Source organism: Arthrobacter livingstonensis (assembly GCF_003219815.1).
Lineage (GTDB): Bacteria > Actinomycetota > Actinomycetes > Actinomycetales > Micrococcaceae > Specibacter > Specibacter livingstonensis.
In genome coordinates this window covers 350,452-365,407 of the sequence record NZ_QJVD01000001.1, presented here as the reverse complement: position 1 = coordinate 365,407, position 14,956 = coordinate 350,452, and the positions used below count along the sequence as shown (strand labels likewise).

14 protein-coding genes, 1 tRNA gene and 1 riboswitch are annotated in these 14,956 nt (G+C 66.9%); of the genes, 8 read left to right on the top strand and 7 right to left on the bottom strand.

The genetic code is table 11. The features are described 5' to 3' along the window. Window positions 1-11: 11 nt before the first annotated feature. The 5 genes from CVV68_RS01740 to CVV68_RS01720 all read left to right on the top strand — a co-directional run bounded on the left by CVV68_RS01740 (window position 12) and on the right by CVV68_RS01720 (window position 6,214). Window positions 12-941, top strand: coding sequence for a dihydrodipicolinate synthase family protein (locus CVV68_RS01740; RefSeq protein WP_110499273.1), 930 nt, complete (start codon window positions 12-14; stop codon window positions 939-941). A 209-nt stretch (window positions 942-1,150) separates the two neighbouring features. Then, window positions 1,151-2,080, top strand: coding sequence for an ROK family protein (locus CVV68_RS01735; RefSeq protein WP_110499272.1), 930 nt, complete (start codon window positions 1,151-1,153; stop codon window positions 2,078-2,080). A 28-nt stretch (window positions 2,081-2,108) separates the two neighbouring features. Next, window positions 2,109-2,795 (top strand): N-acetylmannosamine-6-phosphate 2-epimerase, encoded by a 687-nt coding sequence (locus CVV68_RS01730; RefSeq protein ID WP_110499271.1) that lies wholly within the window; start codon window positions 2,109-2,111, stop codon window positions 2,793-2,795. Between the two features lie 261 nt (window positions 2,796-3,056). Beyond that, on the top strand, window positions 3,057-4,181 hold the full coding sequence (locus CVV68_RS01725) for a hypothetical protein (protein WP_110499270.1): 1,125 nt from the start codon (window positions 3,057-3,059) through the stop codon (window positions 4,179-4,181). Further along, the gene (locus CVV68_RS01720; protein ID WP_110499269.1) at window positions 4,178-6,214 is read left to right on the top strand and encodes a YhgE/Pip domain-containing protein; all 2,037 of its coding nucleotides are present in this window, start codon (window positions 4,178-4,180) and stop codon (window positions 6,212-6,214) included. The genes CVV68_RS01725 and CVV68_RS01720 overlap by 4 nt, the downstream gene beginning before the upstream one ends. 18 nt (window positions 6,215-6,232) lie before the next feature. Here CVV68_RS01720 and CVV68_RS01715 read toward each other — a convergent pair whose 3' ends face one another. The 4 genes from CVV68_RS01715 to CVV68_RS01700 form a co-directional block, all read right to left on the bottom strand. Continuing rightward, window positions 6,233-6,754, bottom strand: a complete 522-nt coding sequence (locus CVV68_RS01715; protein ID WP_110499268.1) for a SixA phosphatase family protein — start codon at window positions 6,752-6,754, stop codon at window positions 6,233-6,235. 133 nt (window positions 6,755-6,887) lie between these two features. Beyond that, window positions 6,888-7,739: a winged helix-turn-helix domain-containing protein gene (locus tag CVV68_RS01710; RefSeq protein WP_110499267.1), complete on the bottom strand. Its 852-nt coding sequence runs from the start codon at window positions 7,737-7,739 to the stop codon at window positions 6,888-6,890. Between the two features lie 685 nt (window positions 7,740-8,424). Further along, window positions 8,425-9,681: an MFS transporter gene (locus CVV68_RS01705; RefSeq protein WP_110499350.1), complete on the bottom strand. Its 1,257-nt coding sequence runs from the start codon at window positions 9,679-9,681 to the stop codon at window positions 8,425-8,427. 5 nt (window positions 9,682-9,686) lie between these two features. Next, window positions 9,687-10,298: a MarR family winged helix-turn-helix transcriptional regulator gene (locus CVV68_RS01700; protein WP_306415673.1), complete on the bottom strand. Its 612-nt coding sequence runs from the start codon at window positions 10,296-10,298 to the stop codon at window positions 9,687-9,689. Window positions 10,299-10,490: 192 nt separating this feature from the next. Further along, window positions 10,491-10,675: riboswitch (cyclic di-AMP (ydaO/yuaA leader) on the top strand. A 5-nt stretch (window positions 10,676-10,680) separates the two neighbouring features. Between CVV68_RS01700 and CVV68_RS01695 the strand changes: the two genes are divergently transcribed. After that, window positions 10,681-11,394 (top strand): aggregation-promoting factor C-terminal-like domain-containing protein, encoded by a 714-nt coding sequence (locus CVV68_RS01695; RefSeq protein WP_110499265.1) that lies wholly within the window; start codon window positions 10,681-10,683, stop codon window positions 11,392-11,394. A 117-nt stretch (window positions 11,395-11,511) separates the two neighbouring features. Here CVV68_RS01695 and upp read toward each other — a convergent pair whose 3' ends face one another. Further along, window positions 11,512-12,150: a uracil phosphoribosyltransferase gene (gene upp / locus CVV68_RS01690; RefSeq protein WP_110499264.1), complete on the bottom strand. Its 639-nt coding sequence runs from the start codon at window positions 12,148-12,150 to the stop codon at window positions 11,512-11,514. 22 nt (window positions 12,151-12,172) lie between these two features. Between upp and tadA the strand changes: the two genes are divergently transcribed. Beyond that, the gene (gene tadA / locus CVV68_RS01685; protein WP_281268259.1) at window positions 12,173-12,667 is read left to right on the top strand and encodes a tRNA adenosine(34) deaminase TadA; all 495 of its coding nucleotides are present in this window, start codon (window positions 12,173-12,175) and stop codon (window positions 12,665-12,667) included. Window positions 12,668-12,673: 6 nt separating this feature from the next. Here tadA and CVV68_RS01680 read toward each other — a convergent pair whose 3' ends face one another. Together CVV68_RS01680 and CVV68_RS01675 are read right to left on the bottom strand one after the other, a co-directional pair. Beyond that, a complete protein-coding gene (locus CVV68_RS01680) occupies window positions 12,674-13,060 on the bottom strand; it encodes a hypothetical protein (protein WP_110499263.1) in 387 nt (128 codons plus the stop codon). A gap of 81 nt (window positions 13,061-13,141) precedes the next feature. Beyond that, window positions 13,142-14,329 (bottom strand): DNA glycosylase AlkZ-like family protein, encoded by a 1,188-nt coding sequence (locus CVV68_RS01675; RefSeq protein WP_245933266.1) that lies wholly within the window; start codon window positions 14,327-14,329, stop codon window positions 13,142-13,144. Between the two features lie 82 nt (window positions 14,330-14,411). Between CVV68_RS01675 and CVV68_RS01670 the strand changes: the two genes are divergently transcribed. After that, window positions 14,412-14,501: transfer RNA gene (locus CVV68_RS01670), tRNA-Ser, on the top strand. Window positions 14,502-14,956: the final 455 nt, after the last annotated feature.

Genomic DNA, 14,956 nt, shown 5'->3' with positions numbered 1-14,956 from the left:
GAGTAATTCTCGTGACTACTGTCGCTTCCCGTTTCCAGGGCGTCATCCCGCCCGTCGTCACCCCCCGCACGGCCGACGGCGCCATCGACGTCCCCTCGCTGGAGAACGTCACCCGCCACCTGCTCAACGGCGGTGTCACCGGCCTGTTCGTCAACGGCTCCTCCGGCGAGGTCACCCACCTGACCAACGACGAGCGCGACACCGTTCTGCGCACCATCGTGGGCGTCAATGCCGGCCAGGTGCCCGTGCTGGCAGGCGCCGTGGAACAGACCACCAACCGCGTCATCGAGGAAGCGGCCCGCGCCGTGTCCCTCGGCGCCGACGGCATCGTGGCCACCAGCCAGTACTACGCCATCAGCAACGCCGAGGAGAACGGCCGCCACTTCCGCGCCGTCGCCGCCTCCGTGGATGTCCCGGTCTTCGCCTACGACGTTCCCGTGCGCACCCACTTCAAGCTGCCCACCGGCCTTCTCGTCGAGCTGGGCCGCGAAGGCATCATTGCCGGCGTGAAGGACTCCTCCGGCGACGACGTCTCCTTCCGCCAGCTGGTCCTGGCGGCCAGGGACATCCCGAACTTTGACATCTTCACCGGCCACGAAGTGGTTGTTGACGGCGCCCTGCTGGGCGGCGCGCAGGGTGTTGTGCCGGGCCTGGGCAACGTGGATCCGGCAGCCTACCGTCGCCTGTTCGACCTGTCCGTGGCCGGCGACTGGGCCGGTGCCGCCGCCGAGCAGGACCGCATCGCCGACGTCTTCAACATCGTGTACACCCCGAAGGCCGGCCGGGTCTCCGGCAACGCCGCGGGCCTGGGCGCGTTCAAGACGGCCCTGATGCTCATGGGCATCATCAAGACCAACGTCATGAGCACCCCCATGCTCGCCTTGGACGAGGACGAGACCGCAGCCATCAAGGTCATCCTGGCACGCACAGGCTTGATCTAATCCCCACCCGCTCCCGACGCTCGCAAGCTCGCGCTGGGTCCCTCGCGGGCGTAGGCCCATCCACGCCCTCCCCCAACCGAATCCGCTGGCGCGAATTCGGTTGGGGGCCCTCGGGCGCGTGGGCCCTCGGGCCCTCGGGCGCGTGGGCCCAAAGGAACAGGTGGGGAGCTCTCGTTTTTGTTTGATTCCTTCTTTAAAGGACATTTTTCATGCGGTACGTAGTTGGAGTAGACCTGGGCGGGACCAAGACGGCGGCCGGCGTGGTGGCCGAGGACGGCTCCGTGCTGCTGCGAGGGGAGATCCCCACGAAGAACCGGGACGGCGGCGCGGCCATCCTGAACGCCACGGCAGTGCTGGTGCGCTTCCTCATGGACCGTGCCGCCGAGCAAGGCGCAACCGTTGACGCCGTGGGCGTCGGATCGGCCGGCGTCATCAACGCCGCCGAGGGAACCGTCATCTCGGCCACCGATGCGATCCTGGACTGGGCCGGAACCCACATCGCGGCGGGGTTTCAGGAGCGGCTGGGACTGCCTGCCGCCGTCGTCAACGACGTCCACGCCCACGCCCTGGGCGAGGCATGGCTCGGTGCCGGCGCCGGCACCGCCACATCCCTCATGGTGGCGTTTGGCACCGGCGTGGGCGGCAGCTTTGTGGTGGACGGACAGCCGCTGCTGGGCCACCACTTTGTGGGCGGGCACGTGGGGCACTTCGCCTCGCCCTACGCCTACCACGACGGCGCCGCCATCCCCTGTTCCTGCGGGCACGCCGGCCACGTCGAGGCGATAGCGTCCGGCCCCGCCATCCACGCCTCCTACCTGCGCTTTGGCGGATCGGCCGAGGTACCGGACACGCGCGCCGTGTTTGATGCCGCCCGCGGCGGCGACGCCGCAGCCCTGAAGGCGGTCGGGGTTGGCGCCGGTGCCGCAGGACAGGCGGTGGGCGGGCTGGTCAATATCCTCGATCCCCAGGTAGTGGTCATTTCCGGCGGACTGGCCGATGCCGGCCCGCTCTGGTGGAATGGCATGGAGCGTGCGCTGCGGGCCGAGCTGCTGGCACCCCTGGCGGGCGTTTCCGTGGTCCGTGCCGCGTTGGGGAACACGGCCGCCGTGGTGGGCGCAGCCTCCCTGGTCCTTACGTAAAAAGTCCCATCCCTTGGCAGGAGCCACAATGACACTGAATCTGATTGATCTCAATTCCCTCGCCGGCCAGCTGGTGGTTTCCGCCCAGGCCTACCCGGGCGAGCCCATGCGGGATCCGCGCACCATGGCCCAGGTTGCGGCGTCGGCCGTCGTTGGCGGAGCGGCCGCCATCCGTGTCCAGGGCATTGCGGACATCCAGTTCACCCGCGCCGCCGTCGAGGTGCCCGTGATTGGCCTTTGGAAGGACGGCCACGACGGCGTTTTCATCACGCCCACGCTGCAGCACGCACTCTCCTGCGCCAGTGCCGGCGCGCACATTGTGGCCATTGACGGCACCCGCCGGCCCCGGCCGGACGGCCTGTCGCTCGCTGAGACCATTGCGGGCGTCCACGCCGAATCCAACGCCCTCGTCATGGCGGACTGCGGCTCCCTCGACGACGCCGTTGCCGCCGCAGCAGCCGGTGCGGACCTCATTGGCACCACCCTGGCCGGCTATACCGGCGAGCGTCCCAAGACCGACGGCCCGGATTTGGAGCTCATTGCCCAGATCTCCGGCGCCAGCCTGGGCAGGCCGCTCATTGCCGAGGGCCGCATCCACTCCCCCGCACAGGCCCGCCAGGCGCTCGACGCCGGCGCGTTCGCCGTGGTGGTAGGCACCGCCATCACACACCCTGCCTCGATCACCGGCTGGTTCAAGGACGCCCTGCGCGCCTGATACGGGGAAGGCACAGCTGTGGATGCCTGGCCCCGGCCGCATCGAATGTAAAGATAAGGCGTCCGCGCAGCCGCGTCCCCGCACCCGCCCAGGCCGTAGCTGAACTCTCGGTCGGAATCCGGGCGTTGGGCACGGCGGGGCACGGATGGGACGGGCCTGGACATGTGGAAAGCTTGCTTGTGGGCTGAAAGACAATTTTTGCACTGACCAGTCAGTTCTGATAACTTTGTCAAGCTATTCCCACTGCCAAAGGAGCACCCCTTGCTCACCGCCAACCAGTTGCACATCGACGGACGCCACCATACGCTGCTGCCGCCTACCACGGTGGAAGCGCAAAGGGCCCAGGTGCTGCTAATCCAGGCTGATGGGCAGGAGCGCCGCACGGCCCTGTCGCTGGCCTTGACGGGGCGGATGAAGCCGAGCACGGGAACCGTCGTTCTGGGCCACGACCCTTCCATGGCGACCTTGCGCAAGCGCAGCGCCATCGTCGACTCCCCCGAGGTCAACGCCCCCGAGAACCACCTGAGCGTCCGATCCCTGGTGTCCGAGGATCTGGCGCTGGTGCCGCTGAAGTTCCGCGACCGCACCCGTCCCACGGCCTGGCTGGTTAAGCGGGGCTTCCGCGACATCCTGGAGAAGTGGGTCGAGGAAGTCGAACCCAACCGGCTGTTGCACCTTCAGTTGGAACTCGCACTGGCCAACCAGTTTGTTGACTTGCTGGTGGTTGATTCCCCGGACCGCCACACCGCCGACACCAACGCCTGGCTGCCACTCCTCGAGCGGACCGCCGCCGGCAAAATTGGCCTCGTCCCCGATGCCAATGCCAATGCGGGCACACTGCCCCGAACGCTCATAGTCATTGCCGTGGTCGGCCGGCTTCCCGACGGCTGGACAGGTCCAGCGACGGTGGCCGGTGCAGCGACGGTGGCCGGTGCAGCGGCGGAGGTTGTCGAACCTCTCGATCACGCCGGGGACGGCACAGCTGATGCGCCCGAGCGCGGTGCCACCGCACCGGGCACTCGGGACGCGCCCGACACCGAACCCCCTGAGGCTGAGCCGGCCAAAACCGCCGAAGCCCCTGTGGGTGAGTCCACCGAAATTCCTTTGACTGACGCCTCCGAAACCCCGGAACCCCCGGCCACCGCAGAAGCTGGCGGCCATTCCCCCGGATCCCGGCATGCTCGACCACCGGAGGCGCCCGGGCCCAACGAGTCCCCGGATACCGCTGGCGCTGGCGGCGCTGGCGTTGGCGTTGGCGGTGAATCCGCTGGATCGCGGCCTGCCCTACCACCGGTGCCGGCAGCCGAAGAAGCAAGGAAAGTGACCGGCGTCGCGCCTGTCGATGCAGGCGAGGTCCCCACCACCGAAGGCAAGGAAAAGCAATGACCGTGTTCCGACTGGCGCTGTCCGAGCTCAAGCGCATGACCGGTGGAATGCTGCCGAAGCTGACCATCGTGGCCCTGGTGATGGTGCCCTTGCTCTACGGGGCCGTCTACCTGTATGCCAACTGGGATCCCTATGGCAACCTCGACCAGCTCACGGCGGCCGTTGTGGTGGAGGACCAGGGCGCCGTGACCAAGGACGGCAAGGAGCTCCATGCCGGCCAGGACGTGGCCAAGAACCTGGTGGAGGGCAAAAAGTTCGGCTGGCAGCAGGTGGATTCCCCGGCAGAGGCCGCCGCCGGGGTGAAAGCCGGAACTTATGCGTTTGCCCTGACCATCCCCAAGGACTTTTCGAAGAATCTGGCCTCGCCGGAGAACTTCAACTCCGCCACGCAGGCCATGATGAGCGTGACCACCAACGACGCCAACAACTACCTGCTGACCTCCATCGTGGACAAGGTGGGCACCCAGGTGCATGATTCAGTGGCAAAGGAGGTGGGTGAGCAGACCGCCAATTCGCTGCTGACGGGGTACGGGACCATCCACGCCCAGCTGGTCAAGGCCGCGGACGGGGCACAGCAGCTGGCCGACGGCGCCGCCACGCTGGATACGGGCGTCGCCACCCTCAAGACGGGCACCGGCAATCTCGTGACCGGTGCGGATTCCCTCGTGGCCGGGCAGGAGAAACTGTTGTCCGGGAGCAACCAGCTGGTGGCCGGAAGCGCCGCGCTGAACAACGGACTGGGCCAATTGGAATCCCAGACCGCAACCCTTCCGGCGGACACGAGGAAGCTCTCCGACGGCGCTGCCGCCGTGGCGGCTGGAAACGCCACACTCAACACCAAGGTCCAGGGCGCCATCGGCACCGCCGACCAGCTGGACAAGGCCGGCAGGGCGGATGTCCAGTCCACCCTCGACACCCTGGTTGCCGACGGCGTGCTCACCAAGGACCAGGCAGCAAAGATCACCGCTTCCCTGAAGTCGGCCGCCTCCAGCGGGGCTGTCACGGGCCTGAAGGACAAGCTCGCCACGGACGCCGCGGACATCCAGAAGCTGGCGTCCGGCTCCCAGGCGGTGGCCGACGGCGCCAACAAGCTGGCCGGGGCGACGCCGGCCCTCACCTCGGCCGTTTCGCAGGCCCACGCGGGGGCCGGCTCACTGTCCACCGGCGCCGCAACGCTCGCGGCCGGGCAGGGCTCTGCCCTGGACGGTGCCACGCAGCTGGCCGCCGGGGCCAGAAAGCTGGACACCGGCGCCGCCAGCCTCAAAGACGGCTCGGGCAAGCTGGCCGCCGGGGCCAAAGACCTGGCAACCCAGTTGCGAAGCGGCGCCGGCTCCGTCCCGGACCCCAACGACAAGGAGAAGCAAAACGCCGCCGGCGTCATTGCCGACCCCATCCGCGTCGATTCAATCTCGCAGGCCAAGGCCGCCAACTACGGCTCCGGGCTGGCCCCGTTCTTCCTGGTTCTGGCCCTGTGGATCGGCGCGTTCATGCTGGTCCAGGCCATGCGCCCGCTGACCTTGCGCGCGCTGGCGTCCAACGCGCCCTCCTGGAAGGTTGCGATCGGCGGCTGGCTGCCGTTTGCCGCTGTCTCGACGGTGCAGGCCCTGCTGCTGTACGGCGTCGTGGTCCTGGGGCTGGGGCTAAACCCGACGTATCCGTGGCTGACGCTGGGGCTGCTGCTGCTCGCCTCGGTCGCCTTCACAGCGCTCATCCAGGGCATCGTGGCCTTAATGGGCACGCCCGGAAAGTTTGTGGTGCTGATCCTGCTGGTACTCCAGCTGGTGTCCTCCGGCGGCACGTTCCCCTGGCAGACCACGCCGGAGCCCCTGCACCTCATGCACCAAATCCTGCCCATGGGCCATGTGGTGGAGGGCATGCGGCACCTCATTTACGGCGCCGAGCTGGCGCCGCTGATTCCGATCGTGCTGGGGCTGCTCGGCTACACGGCGCTGGGCCTGGTGTTTGCCTGGGCGGCCGTGCGTAAGCACAAGACCTGGACGCTGAAGACGCTCGTGCCGGAAATCGCGGTCTAGGCCGCCCGACGGGGCGGACTACCGGGGCACCACAAAATGGGTGACGCGGGCGTCCTGGCCGTCCAGCGTGGCCCAGTCGCCGCCGTGTTCAAGCACCGTGAACGCGCTGGTGGGGTAGCCGTTGGCCATGTTCATATAGGCGTCCTGGTCTGAATCCCGCGAGGCGAGCGTGAGTGCCAGTTCCTGGATGCCGGGCATGTGGCTGATCACCATGAGCGTCGTGACGGTTTCCGGGACGTGGTTGACCACGGACAGCATCCGGTGGGGGCTGGCGGCATACAGCCCGTATTCCAGCTTCGGCGTGGGGGCCTTGTCGCCGAGCTGCTGGCACACCCAGGTGCAGGTCTGCCGGGTGCGCAGGGCAGAGGAACACAGGATGAAGTCGGGCACAATGCCGTTTTCCAGCAACCACTTTCCGGCCAGTGGCGCCTCGTTGTGGCCGCGCTGGGCCAGGGGCCGCTCATGGTCCTCCACGCCGACAGGGAACGCCGCCTTGGCGTGGCGCATCAGGATCAGCCGCTTGATGTGGTGTTCACTCATGCTGACAGTTTAGTAAGGGAATCCCAAGGCACGACGACGGCCGGGGCCCACACCGGCAGGGCTCCCTGCCCGAGCTGCGAGGCGAGGGCACCGGTGGGGAGCAACGTGGGGTGCGTGGCCGGCGTCGGACAGGCTAGATGGAGTATTCGGGGGCGGCCCAGACAACCACTTCGGGATGTTCGTAGAAGCGATAGCCTTCGCCGCGGACGGTGCGCACGGTGTTGGCCAGGCGGCCCAGCTTGGATCGCAGGCGGCGGATGTGGACGTCGATGGTGCGTTCGTTCGGGACCTCATCGGCGTTGCCCCAGAGCCCGTCGAGGAGTTCGTCGCGGCCCACGGTGCGGGTGCCGTTTTCCACGAGGTAGTTCAGGAGCTCAAATTCCTTGAATGTGAGGTTGAGCGTTTCGCCGTCCAGGTGAACTTCACGGCGGGCCAGATCGATGAGAACCCCGGTGGGGCGCTGTTCCGCAGCAACGGGGGCGCGGACTGGTTCCTGGCGCTGACGGCTGGCCGCGGTGGGGTCGCCGAAAGTGGAGCGGACCACGTCCAGCGGGCTGCCCACCGCGTCCGATGGCGCAATCGCCACTGCCGCGTAGCTCTGGGCCTGCGGGACCAGGGACTGAGCGTAGGCGCGGATGTCCTGGGCCAGCTTGGCAAGTGACGTTCCGGCAGCGGCAGCCGTGTCCTCGTCAACGCCCACGTACAGCACGAACCCGCGGGCCACGTTGTCGGGGCTGACGCCGCGGAGCGTGTCGCTGCCGGCGATGACGGGGATGGGTGCCGTCATGGGCGCTGATTCGGCGGCGGGGACGGCGCGCAGCCGTGGGGCGGCAACGTCGCCCTCGCGGCGGTATGCCGCCGGGTTGCCGTAGGACGGGTAGTCCAGGCCGGCGGGATGGGGCAGCGGATTTTGCGATGAGCTGCGGGCAACGGCCTTGGCGGCGTTGCGAACGGAGATGTGGACGTATCCGGATGCGACAGACATTGAACTACCTAGGTGTATGGCCGTATGCTACGGCGCGAATGCTTTCCTCGGGTTCTGGGAGCCAGAACTGGATGCCCGGTTACGGGCTGGCCGGGTTGGCCGAAACTGCCTAGAACAAGGGTGTGGGCCAGGCCTACATTCGACAACGGCACAGGTGCCGTCCGCTTGCGGAGTACGGTGCGGTGGCTGCGGCTGCAGGGTTCACTGAGTGGGTGTTCACAGTGCCAGTGTCCTACGTAACAAATGAAACTCGCAAGTAACAATGGGGACAAACGTCCACATTCTGAGATAACAAGGCGCTTTGTGATCAAACTTACAATGTCTATTTCGTCTCGCTTTTACCACCTAATGCGGTTGACGCTGAATATAGTCATTCATAATCGAAGCATCGGGATGAATAATTCGATGACCTAGCGGATATAGATGAATTAGTTCACAACCGTTTTCCCCGGTCAGGTAACGAGCCCAAAATCAGTCCGGCAGCGTCCAGCTTCTGTCCGGTTATTGATGTTATGGACGGGTGGGGCGGCTCCTGCGCTCCCGAGCGTACAGCCATGGCGGGCTGTGAGCGGTGGAGGCCGCCACAGCCCTACCCTGGACGGATTACCGTCTCACCGAGGCCGCCACCACTGCGCCAAGCGGCCATCCGGAGTGGGCCGGCAGCAGCTGCGCGAGCCGCATGGAGCTACCTGCCCGCCGCGTGGGCCACGGCGAAGGGGCGCAGGCTGCGGACCTGGTCCCTGAGGCGGACGTGGTTGCGGCGGTTCATCATGACCAGTGCGACCAGCCCCGAGACGACCGCGACCACGGCCCCGATCCCCAGGGACCATCGCGCGCCAAATTCTGTGGCAATCCAGCCCACCAGGGGCGCGCCGATCGGGGTTCCCCCCTGCAGGACCACCATGTACACGGCCAGCACGCGCCCGCGCATGGCCGAATCGGTGGTCAGCTGCACGGTGGTGTTGCAGGCGTTCATGAAGGTCAGCGAGGCCAGCCCGACCGGAACCAGTGCCAGCGCATAGAGCGCGTAGCTGGGCATGAACGCGGCAACGGCAACGGTGGCGCCGAACGCCAGTGCGCCGCCCACAATATAGAGCATCCGCATCTTCTTGCGCCGCGCGGCCAGCAGTGCCGCGGCCAGGGTGCCAACGGCCATGACGGATCCCAGGATCCCGTATTCGCCCGGGCCCAGGTGGAAAACCGTCGTCGCCATCAGCGCGTTGGTGATTTGGAAGTTCATGCCGAATGTTCCCACCATGAACACCAGGCCCATGATCATCATTAGGTCGGGGCGCTGCCTGATGTAGCGGAAACCTTCGCGGATCTGTCCCTTGCCGCGAGGCACGCGCACCACCGGCTGAAGTTCGGAGACACGCATGCGCCACAGGGAGAAGATCACGGCCACAAAGCTGGCGGCGTTGATCAGGAACGCCGGGCCGGTGCCAAACAGGGCAATCACCAGTCCGGCGACGCCGGGACCCGCCAGGCGCGCCAGGTTAAAGGAGGCGCTGTTAAGGGCGACGGCGTTGGGCACGTCCTCCTTGGCGACGACTTCGGAGACGAACGCCTGCCGTGACGGCGCGTCAAAGGCGCTGGCAACACCGAGCAGGAGTGCCAGGACGTAGACGTGCCACAGTTCCACGGTGTGGGTGACCACCAGCAGGCCCAGGACCAGGGCGCAGATTCCCATGGCCGTTTGCGTGCACAGCAGCAGCCTGCGCTTGTTGACCCGGTCGCCCAGCAGCCCGGCAAAGGGGCCAAGGAAGACGATGGGCAAGAATTGCAGTCCGGTCGTGATGCCGGCGGCAGTTCCGGAGTGGTTGGTCAGGATGGTCAGCACCAGCCAGTCCTGGGCCACGCGCTGCATCCAGGTGCCGATGTTGGACACCAGCGCCCCGGTCACCCAGAGGCGGTAGTTGAACACCTTGAGCGCTCGAAACATGGAATTCACGTGGCGCTCATCTCCTGGAGGATGCGGGCCGCTTCATGAAGCGTGGCGCGTTCTTCGGGCGTCAGCGCTGCGACCCGCTTGGCGAGCCACTGTGTCCGCCGTGACCGGGCGCGCTGCAGCACGGCGGTGCCCGCCTCCGTGACGTGGACCAGCACCTGCCTCCGGTCCTGCGGGTTGTCCCCGCGGGTCACATAGCCGGCCGTTTCCAGTCCGTTGACGATCCGGGTCATCGAGGGCGCCTGGATTTGTTCACGTTCGGCCAGCTCCCCCACTGTCAGGGGTCCGTTGAGGATGCCGGCCAGGACGGAATACTGGCCTGGGCTGATGTCGCGGGAGGCTGCCTCGGCCCGCAGGCGGCGGGAGGTGCGCATGACCGCCACGCGGAGCTCGGCGGCAAGCAGGCCCGCCCCGGCGGGGCGTTTTGCCGGAGTCGGAGAGGTTTTGGCCGGGGCGCCCATGGACGCCGCCGCGGCTTTCGGGCCAGCACCCTTCGGTCCCGCACTCTTGGCCGATGCATTCCTGGCGGGCGCCTTGGGTCCAGGCGGGGCGGCGGAAGGAGGGGCCGGCGTCGTGCTGGCGGGCACGGTGCCCGTGGGAGTTTGAGTCATTTTTTGTATCAACCTGGTGCAATAAGTTCCGTATATTCTGATACTTAGCATAAGTCATTAGCATTGCTAAGTAAATGTTGGCCTGCCCACAGCCGTTACCAAAATGTGACAATCGTGCCCGGGTTCTGTAATGTGGGGTGGGTGCCCGCCGAGCCAATCACGGTTCCTTGGCGCAAATGGACGGTTCGCCGAGCTCTGCCGCCGCCCATTTCCCGTTCACACAGATGGCAGAGACGGGGGACCCAATTTTTGCGGGCCTCTTCCCATGGAAGTCCTTGGGGTTAAGCCGAAAGTGCATGCAGCCGCTGCTGTCTGCCGCCCGGCCGGATGCTCCCATCCGTTCCCGACAGCTCACCTCGGAGGCGTGGAGAGGCCCTACCCCATGTCTTCAGCACCCCAGCACGGCCGACGCCGCGCCGAACCCGCACGCAAGCCGTCCCGCCGCGAGGCCCTCGCGGCCGACGCCTCCGTCTCAATTACCCGCGGTCCCGCCCGCCGCATGGCCGTGGTTGCCGTTGCCGCCGCTCTGCTGGCCGGCGGAGGCCTGGCCCAGGCGGCCACCAACAGCGCACAGGGCGGGGTTTCGGCGGCGAGCCTGGTTTCCGGGGCTGAGGCCACCGCTTCCCCGTCGGCCATTTCCGCCCCTTCGGACATCGCGGTCAGCTTTTCCCGCATCGATGTCAGCTCCGCAGCGAAGGCGAAGGCCAAGGCCCCTGCCGTAAAGAGCGAGGCCGACGCCGTGACCCCGGTTGCGAGCCCCGCCAAGGCCGCCGCTCCCGTGCTGGTTGACGATCCCGCCGCCGCACAGGCGTATGCCGCAGGCCAGCTGGCCACCAAGGGCTGGGGCGCGGACCAGATGAGCTGCCTGAGCCAGCTGTGGACGCGCGAATCCAGCTGGCTGACCTCGGCGGAAAACGCCTCCAGCGGCGCGTACGGTGTTGCCCAGTCGCTGCCGGCTGAAAAAATGGCCAGCGCCGGCGCGGACTACCGCACCAACTACAAGACGCAGATCCGCTGGGGACTGTCGTACATTGATGGCCGCTACGGCACCCCGTGCGGCGCCTGGGCCCACTCGGAAGCCGTCGGCTGGTACTGATCGGCAGGCCATCCCCAGCCCTCTTAACGTGAATTAACGTGAAAACGGGGCCAACCCGCGAGACCGGTGCTCTAAAACCACCGCCCTCGCGGGTTGGCCCCGTTTTCGTCGAATCTTCTAGTCAACGACCCCGTAGAGGCGGTCTCCGGCGTCGCCGAGGCCCGGCACAATGTAGGCGTTTTCATCCAGGCCCTCGTCGATGGCGGCGAGGACCACGTGGACGTTGTCGCGGTTGCCGTGGGCGGCCTCGAGCTTGGCCAGGCCCTCGGGGGCGGCAAGCAGGCAGATGCAGGTGATGTCCGCGGCGCCACGGTCGAAGAGGAACCGGAACGCCTCGATCAGCGTGCCGCCGGTGGCCAGCATGGGGTCCAGCACATACACCTGGCGGCCGGTCAGGTCCTCGGGCAGGCGTTCGGCGTAGGTGATCGCCTCGAGAGTTTCCTCGTTGCGGGCCATGCCCAGGAATCCCACCTCGGCGGTGGGCAGCAGGCGGGTCATGCCCTCGAGCATGCCCAGCCCGGCACGCAGGATCGGCACCACCAGCGGGGTCGGCTTGACCAGCCCCGTGCCAACGGTGGGACCCACCGGGGTTTCGATGTTGACGGGCTCGACGCGGACTTCGCGGGTGGCCTCGTAGGCGAGCAGCGTGACCAATTCCTCCGTCAGCATGCGAAAAATCGGGGACGGAGTGTTCTTGTCCCGCAGGACGGTCAACTTGTGGGCAATCAGCGGATGATCCGCAACCAGTACGCGCATAGATAAAAGCTACCATTGAGCCGTGTCCCCCAAATCGAATTCCCGCCAAATCGAGACCCCCGCCACGGCACGGCATGCCGGGTGGATGGGCATTGCCCTGGCGGAGGCACGGCGCGCCCTGGAGACCGGGGACGTGCCCATTGGCGCCGTCGTTCTGGGGCCCGACGGCGGCGTGCTGGGTTTGGGGCGCAACGAACGTGAGGCGCACGGGGACCCGACGGCGCACGCGGAGATGGTGGCCATCCGGGAAGCGGCGCAAAAACTGGGGTCGTGGCGGCTTGAGGGCTGCACCCTGGTGGTCACGCTGGAGCCCTGCACCATGTGTGCCGGGGCCATTGTGCTGGCGCGGGTGCCGAAGGTGGTTTTCGGCGCCTGGGATGAAAAGGCCGGTGCGGCCGGCTCAGTGTTCGACGTGCTCCGCGAACGCCGGCTCAACCACTGGGTTGAAGTATTTCCCGGCGTCCGGCAGGAAGAGTGCGCCGTGCTGCTGACGGACTTCTTCGGCGGCCACCGCTAACGGGATTTAGGGTTCAATCAAGAATTTCTGCACGCTGGGCGCGCACGACACCCGCTCGATCGCTGGCGCCGTGGCACTCCGTCCCACCCGGTTGTTCCGTCCGGTGTCGTCGCACCAGTCGAGATTGTACGGGTAGGCTTCCACGGCAGCCGGGCCGGGAGCTGCGGCGGCCGGGATGTGCAGCTCGACGCTGAACCCACCCTGGTCGTTCATCGGGGCAAGCTCCTTTACGATCTCCACTCCATTGCTGTCCCGCAGGGTCACCTGGACTTGTGCCGTTTTGCCGTAGCGGGGGTTGCAGGTGGCATCGCTGGCAGCCACCGTGACGGTGGCGCCAGCCGTGGCCGTGGTCGCCGAAACTGAAAACGGCGGGGGCAGGCATGGCTGCGACATCGGCGAAGACGAACATCCGCCCAGCCCGGCGCCGGCCAGCACTATAACGAGCACTGCCGCCCTGTTCCCCGTCCCCACCGCTCAACCCGCCGCCTGGTTGAGCGCGTCGATGCGCTTTTGCCGGCTCGACGGCGAGTCCAGGCTGAAGCTGCGGAAGTCGCCCAGGTCCTCGCGGATGAAGGCCTCGACCTCGGCAATCCGGTGGGTGACCGCGGGCGTGGGCGCGTCGAACAGCCAGTGGGCGATGCGTTCCTCGCCCGGATCGTACTGCCACAGGCCGATGATGCGGCCGCGGTCCACGATGGGGTGGTCCGGGAGGTCGGCCTGCAGCGCCAACTTGGCGCTGAGCAGCTGACGGTCCCCGTCCCCGTCGGCAAAGTGGTCCGCGGCGTTGCGCCGGAGCAGAAACAGCGAATCCGTGCCGGCCAGCAGCTGGATCTGTTCCTCCTTGGGCACAGTGAAGTTTTCCCGTGCGTCGGCGTCCACGGGGAGCATCCACAGCCCGCCCACCTCAAGGGCACCGGCGCCGGCGAGCGCCGCCTTGGTCTGTGCCACGGTGAATGAGGTGAACCACTGCGTCTGCCTCAGTGTGGCTCCCCCGGTCCAGCCGAGGTGGCGCTCCATCAGCCTGGCGCGGGTTTGCTCGGGTGTCAGCGGCGACGCCTCAAGCCCCCACGCCGTGTAGGCGTAGCGCTGCTGGTCCAGCCGGCCGTTGACGGGAACCCGCCGGATACGCCCGTCCGCCTGCAGCAACCCCAGCGCAGCGGGCAGCGTGGTGGAGGCGCCCTTCTTCTTGCCGGCCTCACCTAAGCTACGCACGGCATCGCCGAGTTTGTCCTTGAGTTGTTTGGGATCCAGCGCTTGAGGCTGGTCCGGGCCATGTTCGACGCCGGAGCCCAGGACCGTGAGCACCGCATCTTCCAGCGCGGCCACCTCTGCCCGGGGGACATCAAGCTTGTCCAGGACCTTTGCCTGCGCCTCTGCCGCACCTTGCCCAAGTGCCAGCGCCCACGCGAAATCGTCCGCGCCCAGCACATAGGTGCAGCCGCGCGCCGTCGGAAGTTCATGGATGCGCAAGGCGGCCACGTCGGCGTCGGCCTGTTCCCGGCGGATGCCGGCGCGGGAGAAGAGCGTCAGGTAGGGGTTGGCGCCGCCCACGGAGCGGGCCCACCCCGCTTTGCCGAGGACCTGATCGGCGGTTTGCCCCGCGAGCGATCCGTCCAGGCCTTGTTTGTGCCAGCTCCAGGCACGCTGCGTTGCCCTGTCCATGTCCATATCCTGCCCCATTCACTGCCCGCATGTGCCCTGCATTTTTGAACTGGCCGCTCCACCCGGTAGGATCTTTCGAGTTGGTGACGTGTCCGAGCGGCCGAAGGTGCAACACTCGAAATGTTGTTCAGGTGAGAGCCTGACGTGGGTTCAAATCCCACCGTCACCGCCAGTGAAAACCCCCGGGTTACCGGGGGTTTTCGTCATTTCAAGAGTTGCGTGGTGCATTTATGGTGCAGATTTCGTATGCACCACCGTAAAGTTCCGCGCCAGGTCCCGCGTGGTGCGTCCGCGCTCCATCTCGTCGTCAAGCCTCAACATCGAACGATCGCAGACCGCCGCGAAGCAGCGCCCACCAACATCTGCGCATCTTGGTAGGAACGCGGCGAACGCCCCGTACTCCCGAGGTGGCCGCGTAGCGTGGATATCTTTGGAACCCGCGGTACTGCTCGTCGCCAGGAGCCGCAGTGATCATAAACCGGTTTCAACAGCAGGTTTCCCGTCTGCCTGCACTCGCTCAGCCTGATGATAATGGTGCGTCGGTAGGCCCGGACCGTCCCGGATAAGATCACAAGGAGGTAGTGCGATCCCGGCCTGCCATGTGAGGAGTAACAACGTGTGTGAACC

Excerpts from the sequence above, each read along its gene's own strand:
- CVV68_RS01735 (WP_110499272.1), top strand. The coding sequence starts at position 1,151 with ATGCGGTACGTAGTTGGAGTAGACCTGGGCGGGACCAAGACGGCGGCC.
- CVV68_RS01730 (WP_110499271.1), top strand. The coding sequence starts at position 2,109 with ATGACACTGAATCTGATTGATCTCAATTCCCTCGCCGGCCAGCTGGTG.
- CVV68_RS01720 (WP_110499269.1), top strand. The coding sequence starts at position 4,178 with ATGACCGTGTTCCGACTGGCGCTGTCCGAGCTCAAGCGCATGACCGGT.
- CVV68_RS01715 (WP_110499268.1), bottom strand. The coding sequence starts at position 6,754 with ATGAGTGAACACCACATCAAGCGGCTGATCCTGATGCGCCACGCCAAG.
- CVV68_RS01710 (WP_110499267.1), bottom strand. The coding sequence starts at position 7,739 with ATGTCTGTCGCATCCGGATACGTCCACATCTCCGTTCGCAACGCCGCC.
- CVV68_RS01705 (WP_110499350.1), bottom strand. The coding sequence starts at position 9,681 with ATGTTTCGAGCGCTCAAGGTGTTCAACTACCGCCTCTGGGTGACCGGG.
- CVV68_RS01700 (WP_306415673.1), bottom strand. The coding sequence starts at position 10,298 with ATGACTCAAACTCCCACGGGCACCGTGCCCGCCAGCACGACGCCGGCC.
- CVV68_RS01695 (WP_110499265.1), top strand. The coding sequence starts at position 10,681 with ATGTCTTCAGCACCCCAGCACGGCCGACGCCGCGCCGAACCCGCACGC.
- upp (WP_110499264.1), bottom strand. The coding sequence starts at position 12,150 with ATGCGCGTACTGGTTGCGGATCATCCGCTGATTGCCCACAAGTTGACC.
- CVV68_RS01680 (WP_110499263.1), bottom strand. The coding sequence starts at position 13,060 with ATGTCGCAGCCATGCCTGCCCCCGCCGTTTTCAGTTTCGGCGACCACG.
- CVV68_RS01675 (WP_245933266.1), bottom strand. The coding sequence starts at position 14,329 with ATGGACAGGGCAACGCAGCGTGCCTGGAGCTGGCACAAACAAGGCCTG.